General features: G+C 40.5%; 21 protein-coding genes and 1 tRNA gene. 3 read left to right on the forward strand and 19 right to left on the reverse strand.

Annotated features, from left to right (window positions below):
• Nucleotides 1-175: 175 nt before the first annotated feature.
• Nucleotides 176-1,558, reverse strand: coding sequence for a diguanylate cyclase (locus ACFX4O_RS00920; RefSeq protein WP_380206639.1), 1,383 nt, complete (start codon nucleotides 1,556-1,558; stop codon nucleotides 176-178).
• 387 nt (nucleotides 1,559-1,945) lie between these two features.
• Between ACFX4O_RS00920 and ACFX4O_RS00925 the strand changes: the two genes are divergently transcribed.
• A complete protein-coding gene (locus ACFX4O_RS00925) occupies nucleotides 1,946-2,539 on the forward strand; it encodes a helix-turn-helix transcriptional regulator (protein WP_380206641.1) in 594 nt (197 codons plus the stop codon).
• Between the two features lie 64 nt (nucleotides 2,540-2,603).
• On the opposite strand, the gene ACFX4O_RS00930 is transcribed toward ACFX4O_RS00925, so the two are convergent.
• The 16 genes from ACFX4O_RS00930 to ACFX4O_RS01005 form a co-directional block, all read right to left on the reverse strand.
• A complete protein-coding gene (locus ACFX4O_RS00930; RefSeq protein ID WP_380206643.1) occupies nucleotides 2,604-3,605 on the reverse strand; it encodes a hypothetical protein in 1,002 nt (333 codons plus the stop codon).
• Between the two features lie 10 nt (nucleotides 3,606-3,615).
• Entirely contained in the window at nucleotides 3,616-4,548 is a 933-nt protein-coding gene (locus ACFX4O_RS00935) for an ACP S-malonyltransferase (protein ID WP_380206645.1), read from the reverse strand.
• Nucleotides 4,549-4,559: 11 nt separating this feature from the next.
• Nucleotides 4,560-5,927 carry a hypothetical protein gene (locus ACFX4O_RS00940; RefSeq protein ID WP_380206647.1) on the reverse strand — a complete coding sequence of 456 codons (1,368 nt, stop codon included), beginning with the start codon at nucleotides 5,925-5,927 and terminating at the stop codon, nucleotides 4,560-4,562.
• Nucleotides 5,928-5,944: 17 nt separating this feature from the next.
• A complete protein-coding gene (locus tag ACFX4O_RS00945; RefSeq protein ID WP_380207619.1) occupies nucleotides 5,945-6,679 on the reverse strand; it encodes an outer membrane lipoprotein-sorting protein in 735 nt (244 codons plus the stop codon).
• 59 nt (nucleotides 6,680-6,738) lie between these two features.
• A complete protein-coding gene (locus ACFX4O_RS00950) occupies nucleotides 6,739-8,043 on the reverse strand; it encodes an ABC transporter permease (protein ID WP_380206649.1) in 1,305 nt (434 codons plus the stop codon).
• Between the two features lie 6 nt (nucleotides 8,044-8,049).
• Nucleotides 8,050-8,706, reverse strand: a complete 657-nt coding sequence (locus tag ACFX4O_RS00955; protein ID WP_380206651.1) for a hypothetical protein — start codon at nucleotides 8,704-8,706, stop codon at nucleotides 8,050-8,052.
• Nucleotides 8,690-9,397, reverse strand: coding sequence for an ABC transporter ATP-binding protein (locus tag ACFX4O_RS00960; RefSeq protein WP_380206653.1), 708 nt, complete (start codon nucleotides 9,395-9,397; stop codon nucleotides 8,690-8,692). Before ACFX4O_RS00960 ends, ACFX4O_RS00955 begins: the two co-directional genes overlap by 17 nt.
• 3 nt (nucleotides 9,398-9,400) lie before the next feature.
• Entirely contained in the window at nucleotides 9,401-10,390 is a 990-nt protein-coding gene (locus ACFX4O_RS00965; protein WP_131413215.1) for an ATP-binding protein, read from the reverse strand.
• 11 nt (nucleotides 10,391-10,401) lie between these two features.
• On the reverse strand, nucleotides 10,402-11,613 hold the full coding sequence (locus ACFX4O_RS00970) for a beta-ketoacyl synthase N-terminal-like domain-containing protein (protein WP_380206656.1): 1,212 nt from the start codon (nucleotides 11,611-11,613) through the stop codon (nucleotides 10,402-10,404).
• Nucleotides 11,614-11,617: 4 nt separating this feature from the next.
• Nucleotides 11,618-14,176, reverse strand: coding sequence for a beta-ketoacyl synthase N-terminal-like domain-containing protein (locus ACFX4O_RS00975; protein ID WP_380206658.1), 2,559 nt, complete (start codon nucleotides 14,174-14,176; stop codon nucleotides 11,618-11,620).
• 100 nt (nucleotides 14,177-14,276) lie between these two features.
• Nucleotides 14,277-15,437: an aminomethyltransferase family protein gene (locus ACFX4O_RS00980; protein ID WP_380206660.1), complete on the reverse strand. Its 1,161-nt coding sequence runs from the start codon at nucleotides 15,435-15,437 to the stop codon at nucleotides 14,277-14,279.
• Between the two features lie 29 nt (nucleotides 15,438-15,466).
• Nucleotides 15,467-15,748: an acyl carrier protein gene (locus tag ACFX4O_RS00985; RefSeq protein ID WP_131411055.1), complete on the reverse strand. Its 282-nt coding sequence runs from the start codon at nucleotides 15,746-15,748 to the stop codon at nucleotides 15,467-15,469.
• A gap of 3 nt (nucleotides 15,749-15,751) precedes the next feature.
• Nucleotides 15,752-16,318 (reverse strand): beta-hydroxyacyl-ACP dehydratase, encoded by a 567-nt coding sequence (locus ACFX4O_RS00990; protein ID WP_380206662.1) that lies wholly within the window; start codon nucleotides 16,316-16,318, stop codon nucleotides 15,752-15,754.
• 3 nt (nucleotides 16,319-16,321) lie between these two features.
• Nucleotides 16,322-17,077, reverse strand: coding sequence for an SDR family oxidoreductase (locus ACFX4O_RS00995; RefSeq protein ID WP_380207620.1), 756 nt, complete (start codon nucleotides 17,075-17,077; stop codon nucleotides 16,322-16,324).
• Complete coding sequence (gene acpS / locus ACFX4O_RS01000; RefSeq protein ID WP_380207621.1) at nucleotides 17,070-17,462, reverse strand: holo-ACP synthase; 393 nt, start codon at nucleotides 17,460-17,462, stop codon at nucleotides 17,070-17,072. Before acpS ends, ACFX4O_RS00995 begins: the two co-directional genes overlap by 8 nt.
• Nucleotides 17,463-17,481: 19 nt before the next feature.
• Entirely contained in the window at nucleotides 17,482-19,125 is a 1,644-nt protein-coding gene (locus tag ACFX4O_RS01005; protein ID WP_380206664.1) for a ShlB/FhaC/HecB family hemolysin secretion/activation protein, read from the reverse strand.
• A 664-nt stretch (nucleotides 19,126-19,789) separates the two neighbouring features.
• Here ACFX4O_RS01005 and ACFX4O_RS01010 point away from each other — a divergent pair.
• A complete protein-coding gene (locus ACFX4O_RS01010; protein WP_380206666.1) occupies nucleotides 19,790-20,647 on the forward strand; it encodes a transcriptional regulator in 858 nt (285 codons plus the stop codon).
• The gene (locus ACFX4O_RS01015) at nucleotides 20,640-21,122 is read left to right on the forward strand and encodes a hypothetical protein (protein ID WP_131411045.1); all 483 of its coding nucleotides are present in this window, start codon (nucleotides 20,640-20,642) and stop codon (nucleotides 21,120-21,122) included. The genes ACFX4O_RS01010 and ACFX4O_RS01015 overlap by 8 nt, the downstream gene beginning before the upstream one ends.
• A gap of 216 nt (nucleotides 21,123-21,338) precedes the next feature.
• On the opposite strand, the gene ACFX4O_RS01020 is transcribed toward ACFX4O_RS01015, so the two are convergent.
• Nucleotides 21,339-21,426: transfer RNA gene (locus tag ACFX4O_RS01020), tRNA-Ser, on the reverse strand.
• A gap of 133 nt (nucleotides 21,427-21,559) precedes the next feature.
• The gene (locus tag ACFX4O_RS01025; RefSeq protein ID WP_131411043.1) at nucleotides 21,560-23,188 is read right to left on the reverse strand and encodes an ABC transporter substrate-binding protein; all 1,629 of its coding nucleotides are present in this window, start codon (nucleotides 23,186-23,188) and stop codon (nucleotides 21,560-21,562) included.
• Nucleotides 23,189-23,442: the final 254 nt, after the last annotated feature.

The raw sequence follows: 23,442 nt of genomic DNA on the forward strand, positions 1-23,442 counted from the left end.
ACAAATTCAGTTTGGCTTAAAATCGGTTAATTCGGGCATATATGTGAATGATCGACAAAAAAATAACTGCGTCAGCCACAGCATCATAGGTTAATTACATGCGTACTTTTTCGAAAATAACAAAAAAAAGAACTCCACCGTGAAATTGAATATAGCGCAATTTTATTCAAATAATTCAATCTGGCGCCTTCCATAATTCAACGCGATTACGCCCCTTATTTTTTGCTATATATAGCGCCTCATCAGCGACTTGTATTAAGCGCTCGTAATCAGGATGACCACTGAACATTGCCGCTCCGATAGAAAGGGACAAAGCAATATTTTCACCAGACGGTGAAATAACATTAGTTTTTTCAACACGACTACGAATACGCTCGGCAATACGTAGAGTATCAAACTCCGACGCCTCGGTTAAAATAATGACAAACTCATCGCCACCATAACGAAAAACGTAATCACTGCTGCGCACATTGTCATAAAATGCACTGGAAACTTTACGTAAAATTTCATCGCCAGTATGATGCCCCCATGTATCGTTAATTTGTTTAAATTTATCAACATCAATAATTAATACAGACAACGGAGTATTCATACGCTTGGCATGGGCAATTTCGCGTTTAAATATCGTGGGCAAAAAGCGTCGATTAAGAAGTTTTGTCAACACATCCATTCCCACTTCATGCCGGGAAACTTCCTCGAAAAGTTCACGCAACATCGTAATAATCTGCGAAACAGTGTTTCTGATCTGAATAAGAAATTTAACACGAAGTGTTCTGTTACTTAATGCTCTGGGTGTATTACGCGTATTACGGAAAACTTCATCGAGATCCTGAATGAGGCGCGAGATATGCCCCACTTCGGCGATACCACTAAAGTAATGACGGCCTTTGTGATTGAACCACAGGCCGAAGTCAGACTGGCTGAGGGTCAGACTGTTACCGAGATCAGCGTCCATAATGATTTTGTAGATAAGATCAATCTCCCAGCTTAACATTGCAGCAATCTGCCGCTCTTTTTCTTCTTCCGCATTCTCAAGCAGGGAGAAAATGCGGTAATTCTCATCTTCCTTCGATGAGTTGTGTTCCGTAAAGGTAAAAGCACGCGACATCACTTCCATGGCCAGATCAATGCTGTTAATGGCGTAGTGGTAAACTTCAAGCTTGTCTGCTGCAGCGTAAGATGAAGAATTGATCACCGGAAAGAGTATTTTTTTAAGAACCCGGAAACCCATTTCTACAATTTCAACCGAAATACCAATGCGCGCATGGATCGAAGCCACGTGTTGCTGAATCGCGATAAGTCTATCAATATCAGAAACTTGACATGCTAACACATCTATAATCCACTTTTCTAACGCCCTTTTAAGATGTCTCTCTACTTGATCATTAGACAGAAACTCTTCCGCGTGAGGGTCAGTCAGAACAATACGGTAGAACTCCTGACTCAGAATATGTGCATGCGTTTTGCCAACTTCCGCCGCTAAAAAACGAATGCGTTCATCTGTTTTATCAATGAGATGAAACCATTCATTTTTCATTAATTTAAGATAATTTTCCATTACTTAAACCCTTACGATAGTTAACACGCTCTCTGCTTGCCCTCATCAATATGCTGAATATCGCAAGCCGGAAACGCATAACAAATGTTGAAAAATCTCTATTCTTTTTAAGAATGAAAGAATGTGCCAAGAAAAAAGTAATCTGCAATATAAAAAATCAATTTTATTTAAAACACCTCAGTTAATATCTTCTTCATTTAAAACAACAAAATTAAGTAATACATCTAAGAAGTATAGACTGCAAATGCACAATTACAATCTACTCCGTTCTGACCTTATCTAATCACAAGGACTTATTTAAGATTATTTAATTACAGGTTCCACTCCTGACTAATTATAATCCAGGAATTATCCTTAGAATTATTCAACATGATATAGAGCAAACACATGAAGATTTATACAATCAGTGACGATGTTTATTTCCAAAATGGAATTATTTCATTAGCCAAATCGAAGGGATGGGACATAGTTGCACATGAATTAGATTCTTCACTTACTAACCAACTAACACCAGATGACGTCGTCATCCTTCATCTGGACGTAAAAAACGGTGCCTATGCGAAGGCAATCTCACCACTTAATAAAGTCTGTAAATTACTGGTTATTTTAGGTGCTGCGAGAGATATCGTGATTAATGATGCCGATCTGGTCATTAAATCCAGGGACTCGCTTCTCGACATAAGCCGCGCTATTAGAGTTGTGGCAAAAAAGAAAAAAGAGGTATCGACCAAAGATAGTGAACTTAGTGATATCGAAAGTATTATTCTCAAAGAGTCACTAAAAGGCAAAAACATTCATCTGATAGCTAAAACACTTAATATACCGCCAAAAAGAGTTTACGCTTATCGTAACAAGGCGTGCAAAAAATTAGGAGGAAAAAAAATAAGCGACCTGCTTTTGATAAGAGATAAACTACTTGAAGAATCAACAACCTTTTTCACCTCTCCTAACAGTATAAGAGAACTGGACTACAGCTTTTAAAACATGCAGACACAAGATCGTCACCGCCTGTAGTGATATAAATGCTACAGGCGGTATACTTCTATCACCAAAGATGAGTCTGTTTGTCGATCGTCCCCCAGCGAAAGTACATGTCACAAGCCATCAGAAAATCCCGATGCCAAAGCGAGTAAATGTGCAAATAGTTAAAGCAAATGCATGGTAAAAAGCAGACCAAAAAATACACTTCAAACCAGAGTTGCCATCCAGACCATGCCAGAAACGCACTAACGAGAATAATCCATACAAACTCAGTGAGCAGTAACAGAGTTATTCTCAACCAAAAAGGCTTGTCATAGAATGCAGGCCATGGCAATGAAACCGAAAAATAAAAATCAATTTCTTTTAAAAACAACCTGCCGAGAAATATATACCGCCTTGACAAACGAGTAAAAAGTAGATTTATTGCCAAAGCAATACAACATACAATAAACATTGCGACCACTACTCTAGCGGAGAAAACGCCGACCTGCAGCGAAAAATCCGCCTCACGTTTCAAAGGCGAAATAGTCAACAAATTTAAAGCGACGCCAAGAAAAATATACGCAAAAATATAACGATAAAGATGCTTATATTTCACCTTTTCAACCGCTGCCGTTGCTACCTGCTTAATATAACTGGTTCTTAAGGCCCGAAACACACCGTAAATAAAAATAGGTGAAATCGTAAGCAAGGGAATCAGTGCATACATTGATGAGTAAAGTAAAAAACAGCTCTGTATAATTAACCCAAAACCGGCAGTAAATAAAATACTAGCAACGAATGGATGAGAACACCATTTTTCTATTCTGCCAAGTTTTCTCTCAGAAAAAAAAGTGAAGTCAATCGCTTTTGTAACGCATTTGTATGCCCAAAAAGCTTTAAGTTCATAAATTGAACTGAAGAGTAAAATACCTACAATGCCGCTAATGTAATAAGCGTCACTTTGATTTAAATTATAGCTATTATTCTTCCAATAAAAACCAATCATAATAAAAACAACAACGAAGAGAAAAGGCAGTATTCTTTTATCCTGAACACGTATAAATTTTAGATAATCTGGAATCACAATAGCACCATTAAATTGAAAACAATCCCCTGCAATGCAATGTCATCTCAGGGTTAAAGTTGACGAAATCCTTTAACACTTTCCCAAGGTAAGCTTTATTACTGATTTCAACGAATAAGGCTGGGCTTTTATTTGCTAAAAAAAGCGACATTGAATCCGCCCATTTAACAGTATGTGTTAAATGCAAAGAGAGGTTTTCTTTGATCTGCACCGGTTCATTTTCTGCCCTACCTGTCACATTCATAACGACAGCGTGTTGAGGAGGACAAATTTCAGCGTCAGACAGATACTTGCGCATCACGGGTACGCCTTCGTCCATCAAACGCGTGTGCCAGGCACCGCTTACGCCAAGCTTCACAGGCTCATGGCCAGCAGCACGGAGCTGACGTGAGAACTCATTAAGCGCAGCTATCGTTCCGCCAACCACTTGTTGCCGGCAGCTATTATCACAACTGATATCGATTGGTAGATCAGATTCAATAATCATTTGACTGAGAGCGGTATGATCTATGTCTTTTACCGCCAACATGTAGCCTTTGTATTTTTTACTAACATCATCCATCACCTGCGAACGAAAATGAATCAGGCGAAATAGATTTTCCAGTGTTATTGATCCGGCAGCGTAAAGAGCACTATATTCCCCAACGCTATGCCCGCATGAACCGATAACGCGTGTCTCCGCAAATTTGTCTTTACAAAGAGTATAGAGCGTTACATTCATCGCAGTTACAGCAATTTGTTGCACAGTTGTCTGGATCAAGCGATTCATGGGTCCTTTTAAACATAATCGCCTAATATCCATACCAGAAATATCACTGGCGCAATCCCAGATGGCTCGTGTTGTCTCATTTATATTCCATAAATCAGCACCCATACCGATAACAGGATTTCCCTGCCCAGCGAAAAGAAAAAAAACAGGCTGTGATGTACTACTTATGTCCATAGATAATATCCTTATAAATGATATTCAACCCCTAGGTAAAAACCGACAGTTCTACCAAAGTGGGAAAATTCAGCATCCCGCGCGCCAAACGCTGAAAAAATCCCAGCATAGCCTTCAACTTTCCCATCGAAATAATCAAAAGGTATCGAGTAGTGCATCCCGATTAGCGAGCTGTAATCCACCACATTCGTAATAATATAAGGCTGTAAGTTAGAACCACCTTTAAATGCCAAACTAGCATAAGCATTAATATAGTGTTTACCCAGCAAGTTTCCTTTATTTGAAACATTACTTATTTCTGCACCCATAAGATATTTATACGCATCAAACACCTGATCTAATGCAGCATACTGGTTTTTGGTATTGAGATAATCGATAAAATTTGTTTGTTGCCGCCACTGGCGTGCAGAATATCCTTCGCTTTGAAAATAGTATTCTAAGCCAAACAAACTGAAGTTATCAGTGGTGTACTGTCCGCCTATCGCCAGCTCAACGCCCTGTTTATCTCCTGTGGTATAGAGCGAAGAAGGAAAAGAATAACTCTGCACAGCATCAGCCTTTTGCGGTGAAAAATGCCGCCATCGTTGGGTTGAATGCAAGGCAATCTCAGCATTGATAACCCATTGTGGCGTGTAATTAATACTGTCAGCTAAAGCAACAGAGCGAGATTCTCCTAACATCACATTAATTGACGGCGTATGTTTTTTAAGACGATATTCCGTATAACTTAACAAATAACGTTCGCTGGAATTAGAACGTTGATCAGCAGACCAGTTTCCTGACGACTCATAGTGCTTATTTATTCGTGCTAACCGAGGTGCGACAGTGAAAACCACTCCGTAATCCCTTGTATCATGAATAATGCTCGCCCCCCAAAATGATTCGGCATAAACTGGCTTCATTGCCGGAGTATAAAGGCGGTCATTTTTAAACCCCGCATAGTAATTGGTTAGCAGAGCCGATGGCGACTTAAGAAAGAAAATACCCGGTTTATCTCTAAGCTTACCGCCTTCGAGGCGAACGTTGTCAGACAATATAAGCGTAAGTTTAACCTGATTCAGTAGTATTCGCGAACGATGGTTATCCTTCTCAAAATCCCCCAAGGTTCGCCATGGGTAATAAGTCAACCCATAAAGTGATAGATCTAAATTCAGACGTTCATCAATAATCGAACAACCGCTGCTAAACTTTACGCCTGCGCTATTATTAACACTATCTTCTACATAGGCGTTTTTGCCTTCAATGTTCCATATTGATGGTTTCTTTTTTATATAAGAGCCTTGCAACGATAACGTAACATCAGCGTTTTTTTGTATATCAGAACCCGAAAGACAATTTGCGTTGAGACTAACAGGTAACAGTATAAACGATAAAGTCACCAGATTTATGCGGCAACTCACTTAACACCTCGCTGAATATATTCCCGGGTAAAATTAGATTCGGGTAAAGACTCGAACCTTACATCACTATACTCCATAACAGAATAGCCTTTACTGTGTTTTGCATCTCGCACAACTATTTTCATTGGTCGCATTTCCCCTAGCACCATTTGAAAATTTTCATACTGAACTGTTTTAAGTAGCTTATCGTCCATCGAATAATAAGATGCCTGATAGGGATGATAACTTTCTCTTTCAACCAAATAGATAATCTTAGGGTATGTCACTGCATCCGATTTACGTAGCAAGACGAGTTCGTAGCAGAACGATTCCCCGCAGGGCTTATCTCCAACCAGTGTTGCGCTATAAGAATATTCAAAGTTGGTAACGATAACGTCACCATTTGAAATTTGCCCAACTAGCCTTTGCTCGCGCGATATAGGCATAGGTCGTCGAAGCGTCGGCGTATAAAACCATAAATCATACCAATCAGATAGCATGACATTACCTTTATCCCTGGGTGGATAAATAAAACGAGCTAACGAACGCGCATCAGCTGGCATTCCATTTTCAGGCTTCATAAAACGCATTGATATATCAAGAATCTGCTTATTTTCTTCTTTTTCTACACCATCGTTGTACTCAAGCACTGTAACGGTATAACGAAAAGGTTTATTGGGTGAGCGAATTTCGTCAGCACGCCGAATAATATCAAGCGCTCCGACTGCAGCTATCGCGCTGACATTTACCATGATTAAAAAAACAGACACAATAATGATTCGAAGACTAACGGAGCCAATCATATTCAGCCTTAAGAAAATTTAAATGCATCTGATATATTTAACCTGGATGCTCGCAAAGCAGGTAGTATTGACGCTAACGAGGAAGTTAGTACAGGCAACACAAACGTTAGCCATATCAGTTCGACGTTGTTAATTTTAATGAAAGCGGTATAACCTTGCGTTTGGCCGGGAGAGGGAGGCATGGCGATACCGTGTAGATTAATAATACCTGCAAGAACAAAGCCGATGACAAGACTACCTATCGCACCGAGGGCACCAATAAATATTCCTTCAAGCAGGAATAACCTCGAAACATGTAATGGCCGTAAACCAATCGCCCGTAGCGTGGTAATTTCTCTTGTACGTTCTATAATATTCATAGTCAACGCATTACTGATCATAAAGATAACGATGAGTGCCACGATGAGCTTGATGAAGAAATAAATACCTGATAGTAAACTCTCTACCTGTTGATAAAAAATTGAGGTATCTTTCCAACTTTTAACTATCAATGGCAAATGATGTTCATCAATAAAATGTCGTAAATTTTTGATAAAAAGATCTGTATTGTCTTTTTTAAGCAAAATTATGACTTTGCTTACACCATCTGTACCCATTAATTTTTGTGCTGTCGCCAAGGGCATTTTCATCGCAACATCATCATAATCTTTAATCCCTGAGGAGAAGATGCCGCGTAATTTTAATGAAAGAGCGCCCTGCCCACCATGGGTATTGACTGTCATTATATCAAGCCAGTCACCATAATTAGCATTTAGCGTTCCAGCAAGCCCTTCCCCGATGGTAACTTCGTTTGTTTTCACTCGAGATAAATCACTGCCAGAAATAATTTTATCGAAAGAACCTAGCTTTAATGATGGCAACGGTTCTACACCTAACCCTGAAAAAAAACTGGAGGTTTCATTTTCATATTGTGATACGACACCGCTAAACTCAAGTTGCCCTGAAATAGTTGAAATATCATCAAATAATGCATGGTCGCTGAGGATTTCTTTTTTCAGATTTGCATAATCCGCGATCAGACTGCGACTTTTATTTGATGTCTCAAAATATTTTGGGTTATAGATTTGAACATGCCCTATATTTGTTCGAATAGTTTGCTCCTTCATAATCCAAAAAGAATAATCAATAAATCCGCCATATAGGAAAATAGACACACCACCTAGCATAATGGCAATCGTTGTTGAAATTGTTCTTTTTTTATGTCGGAACAAATTTAAAAAAGAAAACTTAGCATCCCTAAATTTAAAAAAAGCACAATAAAAGACAAAACACATTATCACAAGAACAGCTACATTCATTACAAGCATATGCATGGATACTTACTCGCTTTTGAGTAATGGAATAACAACATGTGTAACTTCATTCATATCCCACCCTGGTTCAGCATGGAAGTCTGTATTCTGATACTTCGCACCCATGGAAGTTTGCGCCTTTATTTTTTCCATTAGCAATTCAGCCTGCTGAGGTTGATTGCAGTTTACCAGGGCTCTATAACGCATATACTCAATATGCTTTACAATATCATTATTGAATACATTTTTTTCTTTTAATAACCGATTGGTATCATCGAGTGTAACTACACAACGCCCTATTACAGCGGGTAAATAAGCGTCTATACGTACGCGAAGATATCTAATACGGGGGTTTTCTTCATGTGAATCTACCGTTTCATCAAGATAAAAAAAACCCGTTTTCGCATATTCCGAAGCATGGATAAAATCATTAACGGCCGAAAAATGATTCGCCTGCCGTAACATTCCATAGGAATAAAAAATCAGCGACGTAACGTTCTTCGTTTTTTCAAATTCCTGGAAAAGTGCCTGTGTCGTTTTCGCTAACGCATCGGATTGTTCAGGGAGGCCACGCTGTATCACTTTATCGACCTCCGGAGCTGTCATCGCATACGCAATATTCGCTACCATATAACAGGCCAACCCTACCCAGAGAGACCAATAATACTTACGCATCTGCGCCATGTACTAACACTCCATCTTTAATTTCAATTACCCGCCCGGCTCTGTCTCTAAGCTGGGTTGAATGCGTGGAAATAACAAATGTGGTGCCGATCTGCTGATTTATTTTCATCAACAAATCTAAAATGGACTCCCCCGTCGTTAAGTCCAAATTCCCGGTCGGTTCGTCGGCGACGACGACACTGGGTTCATGCGCAAGCGCGCGGGCGATCGCAACACGCTGCTGCTGTCCTCCCGATAACTGACCTGGTTTGCGATCAATTAAATGAGCGAGCCCCACGCTGTCCAGGAAATATAAAGCGCGCTCTTTTGCTTCTTTCTTATTGAAATGTGCATTCAAAACAAGAGGATAAAAAACATTATCAAAAACGCTGAGTACTGGGATAAGGTTAAAAAACTGAAAAATAAACCCTAAGTACTTACTTCGCACATATGCCAATTGTTTTTCGGGCATTTCATTAAGAACATGATTAAGAAACATGACAGTTCCAGCGGAAGGGATATCGATGCCAGAAAGAATATTCAGCAACGTACTTTTCCCACTACCGGAAGGCCCACATAGCGCCACAAACTCGCCTTTCTTGATTTCAAGGTTAATTTTTTTTAACGCGTCAACCTTATTTTCGCTAGCACCAAAACTCTTATAAATATCTTGCATAAAGATTGCTGGAAGTTCTTTTATTGTATAACCCATCAATCACCCCCCCGACGAAAAGAGGGTATCAAAATAACTATACCCACCGAACTTATCAGCTAATATCGTGCGCATCTTTTTTGAAGGAACCGTTTTGTTTAGTAGATACTCCCAGCTCAGCGCAGGGGTAAGACAACCGCTCGACCCATAAATATCTTTCAGGTCGATAACATCTATGCAAGTTCGCGGTGTTATCCGCGTAATATTCTCTTTTCTACCCGAAAAGGTAAGCAGATCACCTTCCGATAAATCCTTCGCCATTTCACGTTGAATGTAATCCACGTTATCGTGAGCGATATAACTACCGCAACTCACTCTTAGCGCACTTTCGCGTAAGCTGAAAATAAAACACCCTGTCCGCTCGACGGAGAGTTGCACGCCATTTTTTTGCTTTGCTCTAACGCTACCCTTGATACCAGAAATATCTTCATCCGAAAAAACCAATACGGGAATTGCTCTGTACGCTCCACATATAACCACAAAATCGAAAACCTTCCAATGTAGATAATCTTGCGCTAATCGCATCGCCTGTATTAATGAAAAATTCTCCCCGCGAATCTTGCACGTCACGTTTTTAATTGAGAATTTCTTTAATATATTCTTTGGCAATGTATCAATAGTCGAAGTATGCAGCGCGCTGGTGATATTTTCAAAGACAGACGATTCTCCCCATGCGTCGATGTAAATGAAAGCAGCACGCGACTTTAACAATAACATGCGGTCTCTTGGGGTCATCTGTTGCAATGCAACATCAGCGGCTTGCTCCATGGACTCAATATAATCAATATAACGTGGCTTACGTATCATTTCCCGCGCATAAATTTCTTTATCGGTGCCAAATCGCTTAAATGCCCAACCACTTGCAGAGGTAGATTTAAGAGCCTGATTATACAGATGGGCCTCCCAGGCATTTAACCAGTGAGGAGCATAAAAATAAAAATTTTCGTCTGGTTCCAAAAGTGAAAATGACGTCAGATATATCTCATTTTTCATATCTACTAATCTCAAATGCTGGTATCAGACATGACAATACCGATAATTGATCCATCAACGCCAAGCCCCGTTTTCAGTAAATGCTTCTTTTCATGTTTAATAACGCCGATATCCGTCAACAGCTGACTCGAAATTTCTTCGATAATGTCATCATTACTTACCGGAGGAAGTAATTCGCGTCGGCGAAGAGAGTACTCGCCAATAATCAAATCGACTATCCCTGAGCCTGTTGTGGTATACCCCAGTTGTCCTTTATAAGCGAGAACCGGAACAGGTTGCTTGCCTGAAAGCATTGCTATTGCTTTAGCCTCTGCCTTATCGCTGTTTGACGAACCGTTACCATGAGGAATGATTGCACATAAATCGCCGAGACCGACATTCGCGTCGTTCAATACTTTACTTATAACTTTAATAATATTAGCGCTTAACCAAGCTGAATCATTACTGCGACTCGCACTAATTTGCACATACGCAGATTTGAGCTGTATACCACCGTTTACTCCTCTGGCCAGCCGATGTGCTTTACTCTCAAGTAATATGACGCAACAGCCCTCTGAAAATAAAACTGATCTGCTATTTTGACCAAATGGTTGTACTGATTCGCTATCAAGCATAGATTGATTTTCGAGAAACCAGATATCTTGCGTTTTGATTTTAGAACAATTAATTACGCAAACAAGATCTGCCCCATCATTATCAATCGCCTGGCAACCAAGATGAACCGCTGTTAATGATGAATTACTGGTGCAATGTAAATTAGGCGGAAGATGGTTTAACCCATACTTGTGCGCAATATTATAGGCAAGTTCATCCTGCGACATATTGTTTACATGAAGACGACTTATTGATGGCGAACATTTAAGATCCTCAACATCATTATGATCATAAAAGGATTTATAGTCCATGCCATCAACACGTGGCCCTAACCCGGTTAAATATACCCTTACCCTTTCACCGGCAAGCGCAATTTTTCCGAGATTAGCCTGAGCCAGTGCGTCATCGATTAATCGATACAATAACGCTAATGGGCTATCATCTATTTGCTCCAGCTTTGCCACGCGCTTATTCCCTGTAAACCCACATTTCAGCGCTACTTCATCAGATGCAAACCAATAATTCTCATTAACACGCTTACCAACGCGAAGATTATTGATCAACTGACTGTAATTTTCAGCAAAGGGTAAATATAGACTATAACCTGTAATGATAGCCGCATTATCCACTGTTCTATTCCTTAATTACAAATGCATAATAGTTTCCACCTTCTGTTGCCCCAACCAGAAGCACATGCTTAAGCGTTAAATTTTGTGGACTCCGTATGAAGTTTATACGTGAATCGAAGAACGCTTGAGTATATGGAATAGCCGGCACTGATTGCTTTTTAATACAATCAATGAGCACCAAAAGATTTAGCAACCCAGCAGACGAAGCTACGAACCCAAAATAAGCGTTATAGTTAACAACCGGAACTCGTGGATTCTCTTTGTGGAAAACACCGTAGATGGCGTCGATTTCAATTTGCGAATTTTCTTTACTGCCATTGCTACTGCCGCAAACCAAATCGATATCTGTTGCATTTACGCCGGCATCATTAAGTGCACGCTCAATAGCAAGGGACATAGCTGACGATTTTTCATTCAATAACGATGCGTCAAAATAACTATTACTGCTGGATTTACCGTAGCCCGTAATTTCGGCCATCACCTCGACACCACGCGCTACTGCAGCATCAGGGTCTTCCAGCAGTAACATGCAAGCACCTTCACCGGGAATGAATCCCTTTGGCTGCTCACCATAGATCTGATAATCGTTGACATCAGAAGTCATATGGATTTTCTGTGTTAGCGCATCCATATAGAGAGACAACGAGGGGAAATATTCATCAGCACCACCCACTATGACGTGGGGTTGCAGGTTTTGCCGGATAATTTCATAGCCATAGGTTAATGCGCCGAGCGCCGCATTCTCGCCGGTTGCAAGTGTGGTGGTATAACCTTTAATACCTTCAGAAATACCGCAGAACGTGGCGATAGAATTCATCAACGAGCCCGGGAACTCTGAGGTACTAACTTTCCGCGGATCGGGTTTCAGGCTCTGCAAATATTTATAGGTAGTCTTCTGGGGGCCACGAGACATCCCCATGATCATGCCGAGCTCTTCGCCATCACGCTTTATTTTACGTTTTGCCATATTCAACGATTCAGACAGCGCAACAAGAGCAAACGTACAACCACGTGTTGCCTTTCGGGCATCAAAACGGCGCAGATGTTTACGCGGCTCCAGCCCCATTACCTGGAAGGTCTTAAAATCCGGCTCCTGTTCCGGAAACGTTCCGGTGCTTATAGCATCTTGATCGCCAAAAATTTCTTCGAGTTGATTTGTGGCTACCAGCACCCTTAACAATTCCCGCGCCTCTGCGAGGGTGTCATCAGGAAACGTGACGCCGCCCAATACGGGTTCGTTATTTTTTTGCCAGACGTTGTGCAAAATATCGTTAACAGTGTGACCAATCGCCGTTACGGCTCCTACGCCAGTAATAGCCACACGCTTACTGTCATATTGACTAACCGGCACCGTCCCTGGTTTTGTACTCACCACCATGCAGCAGTTATTTCCACCAAATGCATAGTTATTTTTCATAAAGATATTAATTTCTTTTTCTCGAAACTCATTAGGGACATAGTCCAGGTCGCAATTTGGGCGTGGAATTGAGAAATTGAGTGTCGGTAAAACTTTATTTTCAGGCAGCGTCACCAGGCAAGCGATGAGTTCAACAATGCCTGCGGCACCGATGTTGTGACCGAAATAAGATTTTGTTGAGCTAACAAGTAAATGGTGGCTATCTGGAAACACTTTCTTCATCGCCAGCGTTTCAATGCGATCATTCGCCTCTGTGCCCGTGCCGTGCGCGTTAACGTAATCAATTTGTTCCGGTTTTACGCCAGCATTCTCCATGGCTTTAAGCATGACCTGTACAGCACCGCTGGCTCGTGGGTCAGGGCCCGTTTCGTGGTAGGCATCGCATGAGGTTGCGTACGAAAGAATTTCACCGTAAATTTTGGCTCCGCGGGCGATAGCGTGTTCATAATCCTCCAGCACGATCGCACCGGCACCTTCGCCGATAGACATGCCAGACTGACCTGAAAAAGGGGTGCAGGAGTCGGGGTGCATAACGTTCAATGCGTAAAACCCAGCAAATGTTGGCAGGTAGATCGGTTCGGTACCGACAGCCAGCATGGTCTTACTCTTACCATTTTGGATATAGTCAAACGCCATACCGATTGCGTTAGGGCTGGCAGTACAGGCTGTTGCCACCAATTCCCCGCCGCCTTTGAGGCCTAAGAGCGTCGAAGCACTTGAACAACAAGAAGAAAATCCCCCCGAATAAATAGCCTTGCGAAGTGAGAAATCCTCCATTCGCTGCTCGAAAATTGGCAGAAACGCTTCTGTTCCAGCAGAAGAAACGCCAACAATTAATCCTGTCTCATCCAGGCAGGCTTTGTTAGTAACAAGTCCAGCCTGAGTCAGGGCATCCTTGCCCACTTTGTATGCCCATAAGGCAGCATTATCCAATGAGTGGATGATGTCTTCGGGGATCCCTGAATAATCTATTTCGTGAAGGACTTCCGCTGCACGAGCATTTTCAAACCACGCGGTAAACCGCTCACTGTTGCCGACACCATTTTTTTTATCAAAGAGCGCTTGTTTGAAATCTTCAATAGTTTCGGCCAGGGATGACAAAATCCCCATACCAGTAATTACAACTCGTTTTCGGTTCGTCTTCATCGTTATCCCCGCAGTAGAAAACTTTTTAGTCCATAATAAATAGCCGAAGTAAAGCAACATATTTATACGTGTCACTTTACTTTCATTTTAATTATTAGAGTTACATAATTCGCTTTGACTTTGACGCATCAATAAAACTATGTTCAGCCGGATTAACCAACATACTTAAGTTATATAAAAACGGCACACTTTGTGTTCTTGCCGGGATAGTTTCTTCTACCGTTAAAATTTCAAACCCTGATATATCCGCCAAAGCAAAGTCATTATCAATCAAAGCCAGCGCGATAAAAGATTGTAGAGCAGGCGAAAAACCGGATTTAACAATAATGCCAACCTCTTTACCCTCAACCAAAACTTTATCATCAGATTTAATACCACTGCACTCTGCAGTCGGGAGCATACCAACGAGTTTACGTGCCCCCAGATAATGGGACTGTGGCTCTATCACTGATTTACCAATAAAATTTTCTTTATCGTATTGAATTGCCCACTGCATTTGCAGCTCAATTGGATTTTGGCTATATTCGGAAAAAATACCTTCATCCCAGCCAGTGTTCTCAAGACGAACAATATCCTGGTATTGGATGCCACCCGTTTTTAATTCATATTTCTCACCAATCGTAAGGATGTTTTCCCATAATTTCACCAGGGAAGATTCCTGACCAATGGCCATATATGCAAATTCGCCATGTTTCCCACAGCGGAAGATGATCAATTCATCGGCCTCATTAATATACTCAAAGTAAGGCAAACCAATGATGTCATAGCCATATATTTCTGACATAACTTCCCAGGAGTAAGGGCCTTCCAGCATAATAGCGCCCCAGCCACTATCTGCCATAGATTTAATTTCCGGGAGTTCAACAATATCAAGTGATTCATCGCTTTCTAAAATTGAAGAAAGACGTTCAATGATCTCCGGAGCCGGAATATTTTCTGAAAGGAGGTAATAACCGTCAGAGGTGCAGAGCACATAAATGTCCCCACGGATAGTACCGTCCTCATTTAATACCAATGAATAGATACCTTGCTCATCGCGAATGATTGAGATATCAGCAGAGGCCATATGATTTACTAAAGCCCAGGCATCATCGCCCATCACGCTAACGATAGACATATGTGAATAATCGACAAGCAAGGCATTTTCCCTGACTGCTTTATATTCAACCGCAAGATCGTGATATGCTACGGGAACAGTGCGATTATTATAAGTGCCCATCCTGGCATTGTTTTCTAAATGCAAATCGTTAAGAGACTTCATAAAACCTTTTCCAGTAAATTGTTCAAAAGTCAGGAACGTTTCTTTGTAATAACGAACGATGCCAAATTATTAATGCTACGCATGTAAGAAGGATCATCTCCTTCACTTACCTGGATATCAAAGACCTTATCAAGCAAAACAATAATTTCTGTCGCGTCTACTGAATCCAGCTTTAAGCCATTACCAAATAATGGTGTATCATCATCAATTTGCTTTTCATCCCTTTGAATATTTAATCGTTGGATGATCTCGGTTTTAATTGTGAAAAGTACATTTTTACGCTCCTGGATATTATCATGCATAGTTGTCATTGCTTATGTCCCATTAATAGTGTGTTTTGCTTCACGATAGTTAATTATTGTTCCTTGACTAATTAACTTCTTACCAACATTAGCCGTCACGGAATAGTGCTTAAAACCAGTTGGATCTGAAAACGCTAGTTTACTTGTGACTTCGATCGTATCGCCTGGATAAGCAATATCTTTAAACTTTAAATTTTGTGCTGCTAATACGCCACGCACTTGTGAACGCCTTGTTCGAATAATATCTAATAACTCTTGCTGATGGATCTTCGCATAAATATCTCGCAAGCTTTTCAATTCAATACCAAACTTTTCAAAATAGATATCGCACACATCAGTAATAAATGAAAAATACTCACTTGTCTGACCAAATATCTCAGCAATGAGAACGCCGGGCATGATAGGGTCATCTGGAAAGTGGCCAAGTAAATAGGGTTCATTATAAGTAACATGCTTTACTATCTGCACATACCCATTTTCCCCATATTTATAATCATCTATTCTGTCGACCATTAGTAAGGGCTGCCGCCACCCGCCCATCTCAAGAAAAATTTTAGAAGGAATAGAATATCTGGACATAAATCACCGCATTACCAGGCCACCATCGATCACGATGGTTTGGCCAACAATATAACTGGCTGCAGAAGAACTTAAATACACAATTGTATTCGCTACTTCCTGACACTGCCCCAGGCGCTTCAAAGGAATAGAATGAGTAACCTCGCGCACTACAGTACGAGAAACTTTTTTTACCATCCTCGATTCAATCATTCCAGGAGCAACGGCATTCACTCGCACACCCCGAGGGGCCAATTCTGCGGCTAGTGTTCTGGTAAAACCGAGCAGAGCACCTTTTGAAGCACTGTAATTAACCTGCCCTATACTTGGGATTACTGCTGCTATAGAAGCCACATTGATAATGGCAGGGCTTTCAGAACATCTCAGCAGCATTAGTGCTTCCTTCGTCAATCTGAAAGTACTCAGCATATTTGTATCAATAACAGTACTAAAGTCCTCAAAAGTCATTGATGCAAAGAGACTATCTTTAACAATACCGGCATTATTCACTAATACATCGATCTTCGTTACTTTGGTATTCAAATACTTCATTAATATAGCTACCTTTTCAGGATCAGCTATATCACATTGTAATATGTTTAATCTTTGTCCTGCTGCGTTATTTTCTTTTAACTCATCTAGACGATCCGCATTGGTGTTATACAATGCATAAACTTCACATCCTTGTTCAAGAAATTTTTCGCAGATGGCAATACCGATGTCACCACTAGCTCCCGATATCAATACTGTTTTGCCTTTTAGATCATTATATTTATACATTTCCATTACACACAATTGAGTTAACAACAGATACTGCTACGGCATGAGTGCGACAATGCGATATGCTAAGTGACACGTCAACAACACCACTTTCCTTAATTACCTTGCTCAATATTCCAGTAAATAAAAAAGATGGACAACCATACTCATCATGATTTATCTCAATATTTTTAAAGCACACTCCATCTCGAAAACCACAACCAAGCGCTTTGACAATTGATTCTTTTGCAGCCCAAAATCCGGATGCCCTTTCAAAATCCGGTTCATTGGCATTAATTTTGAGTATCTCTTTTTTTGTAAATACGCGTTGTAAAAAAAACATACCACCATTATTAATCGCGTTGGTAACCCGTTCAACTTCAACGATATCAGTACCGACACTTATTCCTAGCTTTACCATAAAATTACAGTTGATAAGTTATATTAAAATTAGATATAAATTGATCTTCAACGAGACCAACCGGGTACATTAAGGGAGAGGATAAAGAGACATCATATCCTAATGATTTAATTGTTCCTTTAACCCCAATGATTGATCCAATTATCCTTTTGTCACCAAAAGTATTTTGTGGGTATATTTCACCCATAATCTGCCCATAGTCCGCGCCAAAATATAATTCAGAACTGTAATTCCCGATAGGGAAATGGAATGTATTCTGGATATAAAACCCTTTATTTCCATCTAATCCTGCACTGGTTTCAAACCCTCTAACGTTCCAACGGTTACCGATTGTAAATTGATCTTGTAATGTTAACGGCACTTGCGAAAATTGAGCACCCATATTCAATTCATAATAATAGTGCAAAGCCTCAGCGTTGAACCATTTCACATAATTTGTATTCAGATTAAAAACTTGGCTTTTAGAACTTACATCCCCAGATTCCATATCTGGCGTTTTCTCGCTACCTAGCCAAGTCATAAAACGTTGCCAGCTAAGGGAGGAGTCTAGCGTCGCATCCTGGAAGTTTTGTTTAAAATTTAACCCAAGGCGAAGATTACTCATATCACGTTCTTGCAGAGCTAAATCCACGCCACCTAATTGATACGCAGATCTACGCCTTAATATTTCTACACTCCCGGTTATTTTTTCATCCATATTTCGAAAAAAAGTTCGGGTTCCTTTCAAACTAAGGTATTGATTTTTTCCTTGATAGTCTAAATTCCAATAACTCAGTCCAACACGCTGGCGTGACATACTGCTACTGTAGAAAACCTCATAGTCCCAAAAACCTACAGGTAAGCTATAAAAAGTGCTGATGCTTTTATATCCACCTGTTGTACTGCTGGTACCAGACAAATAGAAAAGATCGCCAAGCCTTGCAGAATTGTACAAATAACCTGAAATACCAGTAAGCATCTTTCCTGTGCTTCGATCGCCCCAGTTGTTATACGTCGCCCTGATATTCCATAATTTTTTACGATTAGTATTGATAACGATATCGCTATGGCTATAGCTATTTCCAGGCACGATATTGATCTTAATATTAACACCGGGCACTTTCTGCATGTTTTCCAGGCCCTGTTCAATATCTCGCAAATTGAGAATATCACCTGATGTAAACGGCAGGATCCAGCTTCTGACGTCATCATTTTCGATGATAACGTTACCGATCATCCCAGCTATAATTTTCAGCTGTAACTTTTTTGTTTTTAAATTTTGAACAGGAATGTTCACGCGCGTTGTTACATACCCGGCCTTTATATAATAATCTTGCAAATTTGTCGCAACGTACTCAATACCTTTCGTCTCAAGACAACTATTCGAGACCTCATCCTTTATGCTTCGAATCACTCTATTATCTAAAAATTCATTTTCGAGGATGAGTTCTGTAACAGGGTAACAATCTTTTTCAAATGGCAACTCAAAATCTATAACATTTTTATCTTCAACTTCCGAGAAAACATCTTTTTTATCAATCCGATTTTCTTGAGCGGCATTATTATCATTTTTTTGCTGCTCTTTGGCTAGTCGCGAAAATTGAGTATCAGCATATGCACGAGCACTACATAGCAAAATGAAAACTAAAAAGTAAAATTTGATTTCCATTACCTCTAGAAAATTAAAAGTACCAGAACGACTTTCACTTCTACAATTATCTTCATCACTACAGCCAAAACAACTTAATTATCCTTAAAAAACAAAATCAATATTCATTAAATATCAAATATTGTTAACGCGGTAACGTTATTGATTTCATATATAATCACTACTTATGCTTTAAATTGATTAACTATTGACATTGCTAGTTTAATGATTGGTGATCTAACCACCATCTCTATATGTAATGTAACGCTAATACATTTATTCCTAGAGAGCCTAGCCACCACCAGCCTTAAGCACCACATAACGAAACATGATTCCGTTAGCATCCAACAATCATATATTTTATAAATATATATTCTCGCCAGAAAAACTCGTTATTCCTGCTATCTTAAATAGGACCTTAAAGCAACAAAATTCAGTTTAAGATATATTTCCCTCTAAAGCTCCCAGAGGCATCATCCTAACTTTAAAAGATTTTTTAGAATTTTAGTATCAACAACTCTGGCTATTAATCAATCTACGATAAAATTCTCTGGCTGACGACATTAATTGTTGTAAAAAACATAGCAATGCATCTATTGTTATGCTGAAATTGATATCATAATATTTTAACCTATTACATACATTGCTAATAATGGACACAGCCTCTGGCTGCTTTGGAATATATATGTACTGGATTATCAACGACAACATAGAATTCAGGCCGGGAATGAAAAGACTGTCCTCAGTAAATAATCCCGAAATGAACGTTACGCTAACATCACCAGCCAGCCGTTGCCTTCTCTTACTGCTTGAAGCATCTCCAGATATTGTACTTCAACAAGACTTTTTTAAGAAAGTTTGGGAAGAAGAAGGAATGTTAGTTCCAACGAATACACTCTACCAGAATATATCTATTGTTCGCCGTGGGCTGCGCGCTGTAGGTGAGACAGACAGAAGACTTATTGCAACCATTCCCCGGAAAGGTTTTCAGATAGATGATAGCGTAAAAATCTCAAGGCGAAATGATAACGAACCGGCCACACCTTTTCCTGTTTCTACTACCCGTTATCAAACAACTCTTAACATTACTGAAGTGCTTAACCAACCAAACGATGATGTGCTGAACAAGCAAGATCTTCCCGCTGAGACAGACACTTTTGCGATTAAGAAAAAAAAGTCGTCTGCAATGTCGAATGGAATTTTTGCAGCTACAGCCTCATTTATCATAGGCTTGCTCGTAGTTTACCTAACATGGAGTATTAACAACGATGCTGCTTTTTTTGAAAGTTATAGCTTTATTGAAAAGGAAGACGGTTGCCATTTCTACACTAAGGATGATAGTCATGATAACAACGAATATTATCTTAAATATAAATCTCTTATTAAAGACTCCGGTTTGAATTGTAAAAACTATCCCTGGATCTATTTTCCAACATCACCGACCTCACCATCACTCGCTGCTTTAGTCTGCAAGAGTAAATTCTCGACAACATTATCGTCAGGATGCATTTCACTTTTAATCAGGGGAGTAAACGGTGACTAAAAAAACAATCTTCTTTTTAAGCCTGTTTTTTATAAGTGTAGGGATTGTAGCGGGATATCTTTATTACTCGTTGCTTATAAAAAACAGAAGTGCTGAAAGTTGCAGCGCTTCTATGATTGTTTTTCATAAAGGAACACAAGCCAACATTACATTCGATTTTATGTACAATAAAGAAAAAAGAAGTGGAATCGTTTCAGTAAGCGGAAGTTACCTTGAAAACGCTCACCCAGAAGGCACTATACGAAGAGATATCTCCTTTACCTGGACCGAAAATCGCGGCACTTACACTTTTCAGTCATCCGGCATAAACAAAGTCGATAGCTTAGAAACCTTGCCGGATAAAGTCATCGCGACTGTTTTACCCAGTTTTTACGTTTATCCTAATAAAAGCATCACGTATTCAATCCATCCCCAAGGATCGCAAGGATTTCTTTTCACCATCGGTAAACGGCCCCTTTTCTTTTGCGCCCGCTAAAAGTGGAGCGAGAGCCTTTAAATTTGCATGATGGGGATGACGAAACCAGTCCTCCCCTGCTTTCGTCTTTAATATCAACAACAGAACTGCTTGTGCATAAGTGCAATTCACACATTGCCCTATCCACTTACTAAGAGTGATTGCTGAATGTAACCACAGGTGATTTGCCCGGAATAAAAAAGCCCCAGCTTACTTAGTAAGCTGGGGCTTTATATTTGGCGGAAGCGCAGAGATTCGAACTCTGGAACCCTTTCGGGTCGCCGGTTTTCAAGACCGGTGCCTTCAACCGCTCGGCCACACTTCCGGTGTGAGGCGCACTATAAACATCCTCGAGTCTCATGTAAAGCCCGGGAATGTTTGTTTGCCTGAAAAACCATCAAAACCGTGCTGTTAGATGGAAATACCAGCACTATGACCGTTTATTCAGCGCATCTAGATCAGTGTTTCTTAATGTACAAATCTTTTGTCAAGTAGACACCCAAGCTATCGGGCGCAAAACCACCCACCCAAGGCTTCACCAGATGCGTACGAACATAATGATATACCGGGATTGCCGGAACATCCTCTCCGAGTATGTCCTCTGCCTGCTGATAATATTTACCACGTTCAGTAATATCCTTCGCTTTCGCTGCACTTTTCAGCGCTTCGTCATACGCCGGATTGCTATATTTACTTGTGTTTTCACTGTCACCGGTACGGAAATTATTCAGGAAAGTTGCCGCATCAGCATAGTCTGCAATCCATGCATACCGTACCGCATCGAAATTACCCGTATGCATAGTATCAAGCATGGTTTTCCATTCCTGATTTTGTAGTTTTGCATTAACACCAAGATTTTTCTGCCACATTGAGCTGGCAGCAATCGCAATCCGCTGATGTGTTTCCATCGTGTTATACAGAAGGCTAAAACTCAGTGGGTGTGTATCATTGAAGCCAGCTTCATTAAGGAGTTTTTTCGCTTCGGCAAGTCGTTTTTCCCGTGGCCATGACGCGTAATCTGGTGAAGCTATTTTCACACCGCCAATTTCCGGCTGGCTGACGACCCATGCAGGACGCTGCCCCTGCGCCATCACTTTATCCGCGATGACATCTTTATCCAACGCCATGTTGAGCGCACGGCGTACTCGAGGATCGTTAAATGGCGGCTTAGTGGTATTAAACTCGTAATAATAAGTCGCCAGTTGTGGAGCAACATGCACCTGATCGCCTAATGATTTCTTTAACTGGGTAAACTGGTTCACAGGAATAGTGTAGGTAATATCAATCTCACCAGCTTTATAACGGTTAACATCCGCAGTTTCAGCATTGATAGGAAGATAAGTGACCTTATTAATCACCGTCGCTTTATTATCCCAATAGCGGGTATTGCGTTGGGCAACAATGCGTTCATTAACGACCCAATCGGTAATCTTATAGGCACCGCTAGTGACTATATGTTCCGGTTTTGTCCATTTATCACCAAAACGATTGATCAACACGCTGTCTACCGGAACCAAAGATGGATGCGCCAGCATCGGCAAAAAGGATGCCGTAGGTTGTGTCAAAGTGACTTCCAGCGTTGAATCATCTAACGCCTTCACACCAAGCGTATCAGGCGTTTTTTTACCTAGTGCGATATCAGCAGCATTAACGATATGCATATTTCCTGGATAACTGGCATAGGGGGATGCTGTTTTCGGATCGACTAAACGTTGCCAACTCCAGACCACATCTTTTGCCGTGATCGCAGTACCATCAGACCATGTTATTCCCGGGCGTAAGTGGAAAATCCAAACCGTGTTATCTTTATTCTCCCATTTTTCCGCCAGTCGAGGTTCAATGGATCCATCTTTCTTAACTGCAACCAACCCGTCAAAAATGTCGCTAATAATGTTGAACTCGACGTCACTTTCCACCTTATGTGGATCCAACGATGCGGGTTCGCTGCCATTGTTACGCACCAACTCTTGTTTTTCAGCAAGCGTTGTTCCTTCGGGTATCGTCGCTGCAAGCGCGCCAGAACACGCGCTTAGAATGCCGATAGTCAATAATGAAAGTGCAATGTGGTTACGTGTTTGTGGTTTCATGTCCTTTCGCCTTAGTAATATACATTGTCACGACGCGATTACACTCTTAGCGCCCCAATAGTTATATAGCAATAGATTTCAGTGACATATAAGACACCAATATGGATCTCTCTCACATTTATCCCTTTATGCTGTGTAGTGCTCATTCCTTCGCATGAAACACTGTGTCAGCACTTCTGCTTTATGAGTAAAGATGGGTAAAACAACTTTGTCAGCAAGCGAGACTTTTTTAGACTCTGCAATCAATTACATCT

Source organism: Kosakonia sp. YIM B13571 (genome assembly GCF_042788095.1).
GTDB classification, from domain to species: Bacteria; Pseudomonadota; Gammaproteobacteria; order Enterobacterales; family Enterobacteriaceae; genus Kosakonia; species Kosakonia quasisacchari.

Coding starts and splice junctions, on each gene's coding strand:
- ACFX4O_RS00920 (WP_380206639.1), bottom strand. CDS start 1,558: ATGGAAAATTATCTTAAATTAATGAAAAATGAATGGTTTCATCTCATT.
- ACFX4O_RS01025 (WP_131411043.1), bottom strand. CDS start 23,188: ATGAAACCACAAACACGTAACCACATTGCACTTTCATTATTGACTATC.
- ACFX4O_RS00955 (WP_380206651.1), bottom strand. CDS start 8,706: ATGGCGCAGATGCGTAAGTATTATTGGTCTCTCTGGGTAGGGTTGGCC.
- ACFX4O_RS00925 (WP_380206641.1), top strand. CDS start 1,946: ATGAAGATTTATACAATCAGTGACGATGTTTATTTCCAAAATGGAATT.
- ACFX4O_RS00980 (WP_380206660.1), bottom strand. CDS start 15,437: ATGAAGTCTCTTAACGATTTGCATTTAGAAAACAATGCCAGGATGGGC.
- ACFX4O_RS00985 (WP_131411055.1), bottom strand. CDS start 15,748: ATGACAACTATGCATGATAATATCCAGGAGCGTAAAAATGTACTTTTC.
- ACFX4O_RS00945 (WP_380207619.1), bottom strand. CDS start 6,679: ATGGTAAATGTCAGCGCGATAGCTGCAGTCGGAGCGCTTGATATTATT.
- ACFX4O_RS00950 (WP_380206649.1), bottom strand. CDS start 8,043: ATGCATATGCTTGTAATGAATGTAGCTGTTCTTGTGATAATGTGTTTT.
- ACFX4O_RS00935 (WP_380206645.1), bottom strand. CDS start 4,548: ATGGACATAAGTAGTACATCACAGCCTGTTTTTTTTCTTTTCGCTGGG.
- ACFX4O_RS00995 (WP_380207620.1), bottom strand. CDS start 17,077: ATGTATAAATATAATGATCTAAAAGGCAAAACAGTATTGATATCGGGA.
- ACFX4O_RS00960 (WP_380206653.1), bottom strand. CDS start 9,397: ATGGGTTATACAATAAAAGAACTTCCAGCAATCTTTATGCAAGATATT.
- ACFX4O_RS00975 (WP_380206658.1), bottom strand. CDS start 14,176: ATGAAGACGAACCGAAAACGAGTTGTAATTACTGGTATGGGGATTTTG.
- ACFX4O_RS00965 (WP_131413215.1), bottom strand. CDS start 10,390: ATGAAAAATGAGATATATCTGACGTCATTTTCACTTTTGGAACCAGAC.
- ACFX4O_RS01005 (WP_380206664.1), bottom strand. CDS start 19,125: ATGGAAATCAAATTTTACTTTTTAGTTTTCATTTTGCTATGTAGTGCT.
- ACFX4O_RS01010 (WP_380206666.1), top strand. CDS start 19,790: ATGTACTGGATTATCAACGACAACATAGAATTCAGGCCGGGAATGAAA.
- ACFX4O_RS00990 (WP_380206662.1), bottom strand. CDS start 16,318: ATGTCCAGATATTCTATTCCTTCTAAAATTTTTCTTGAGATGGGCGGG.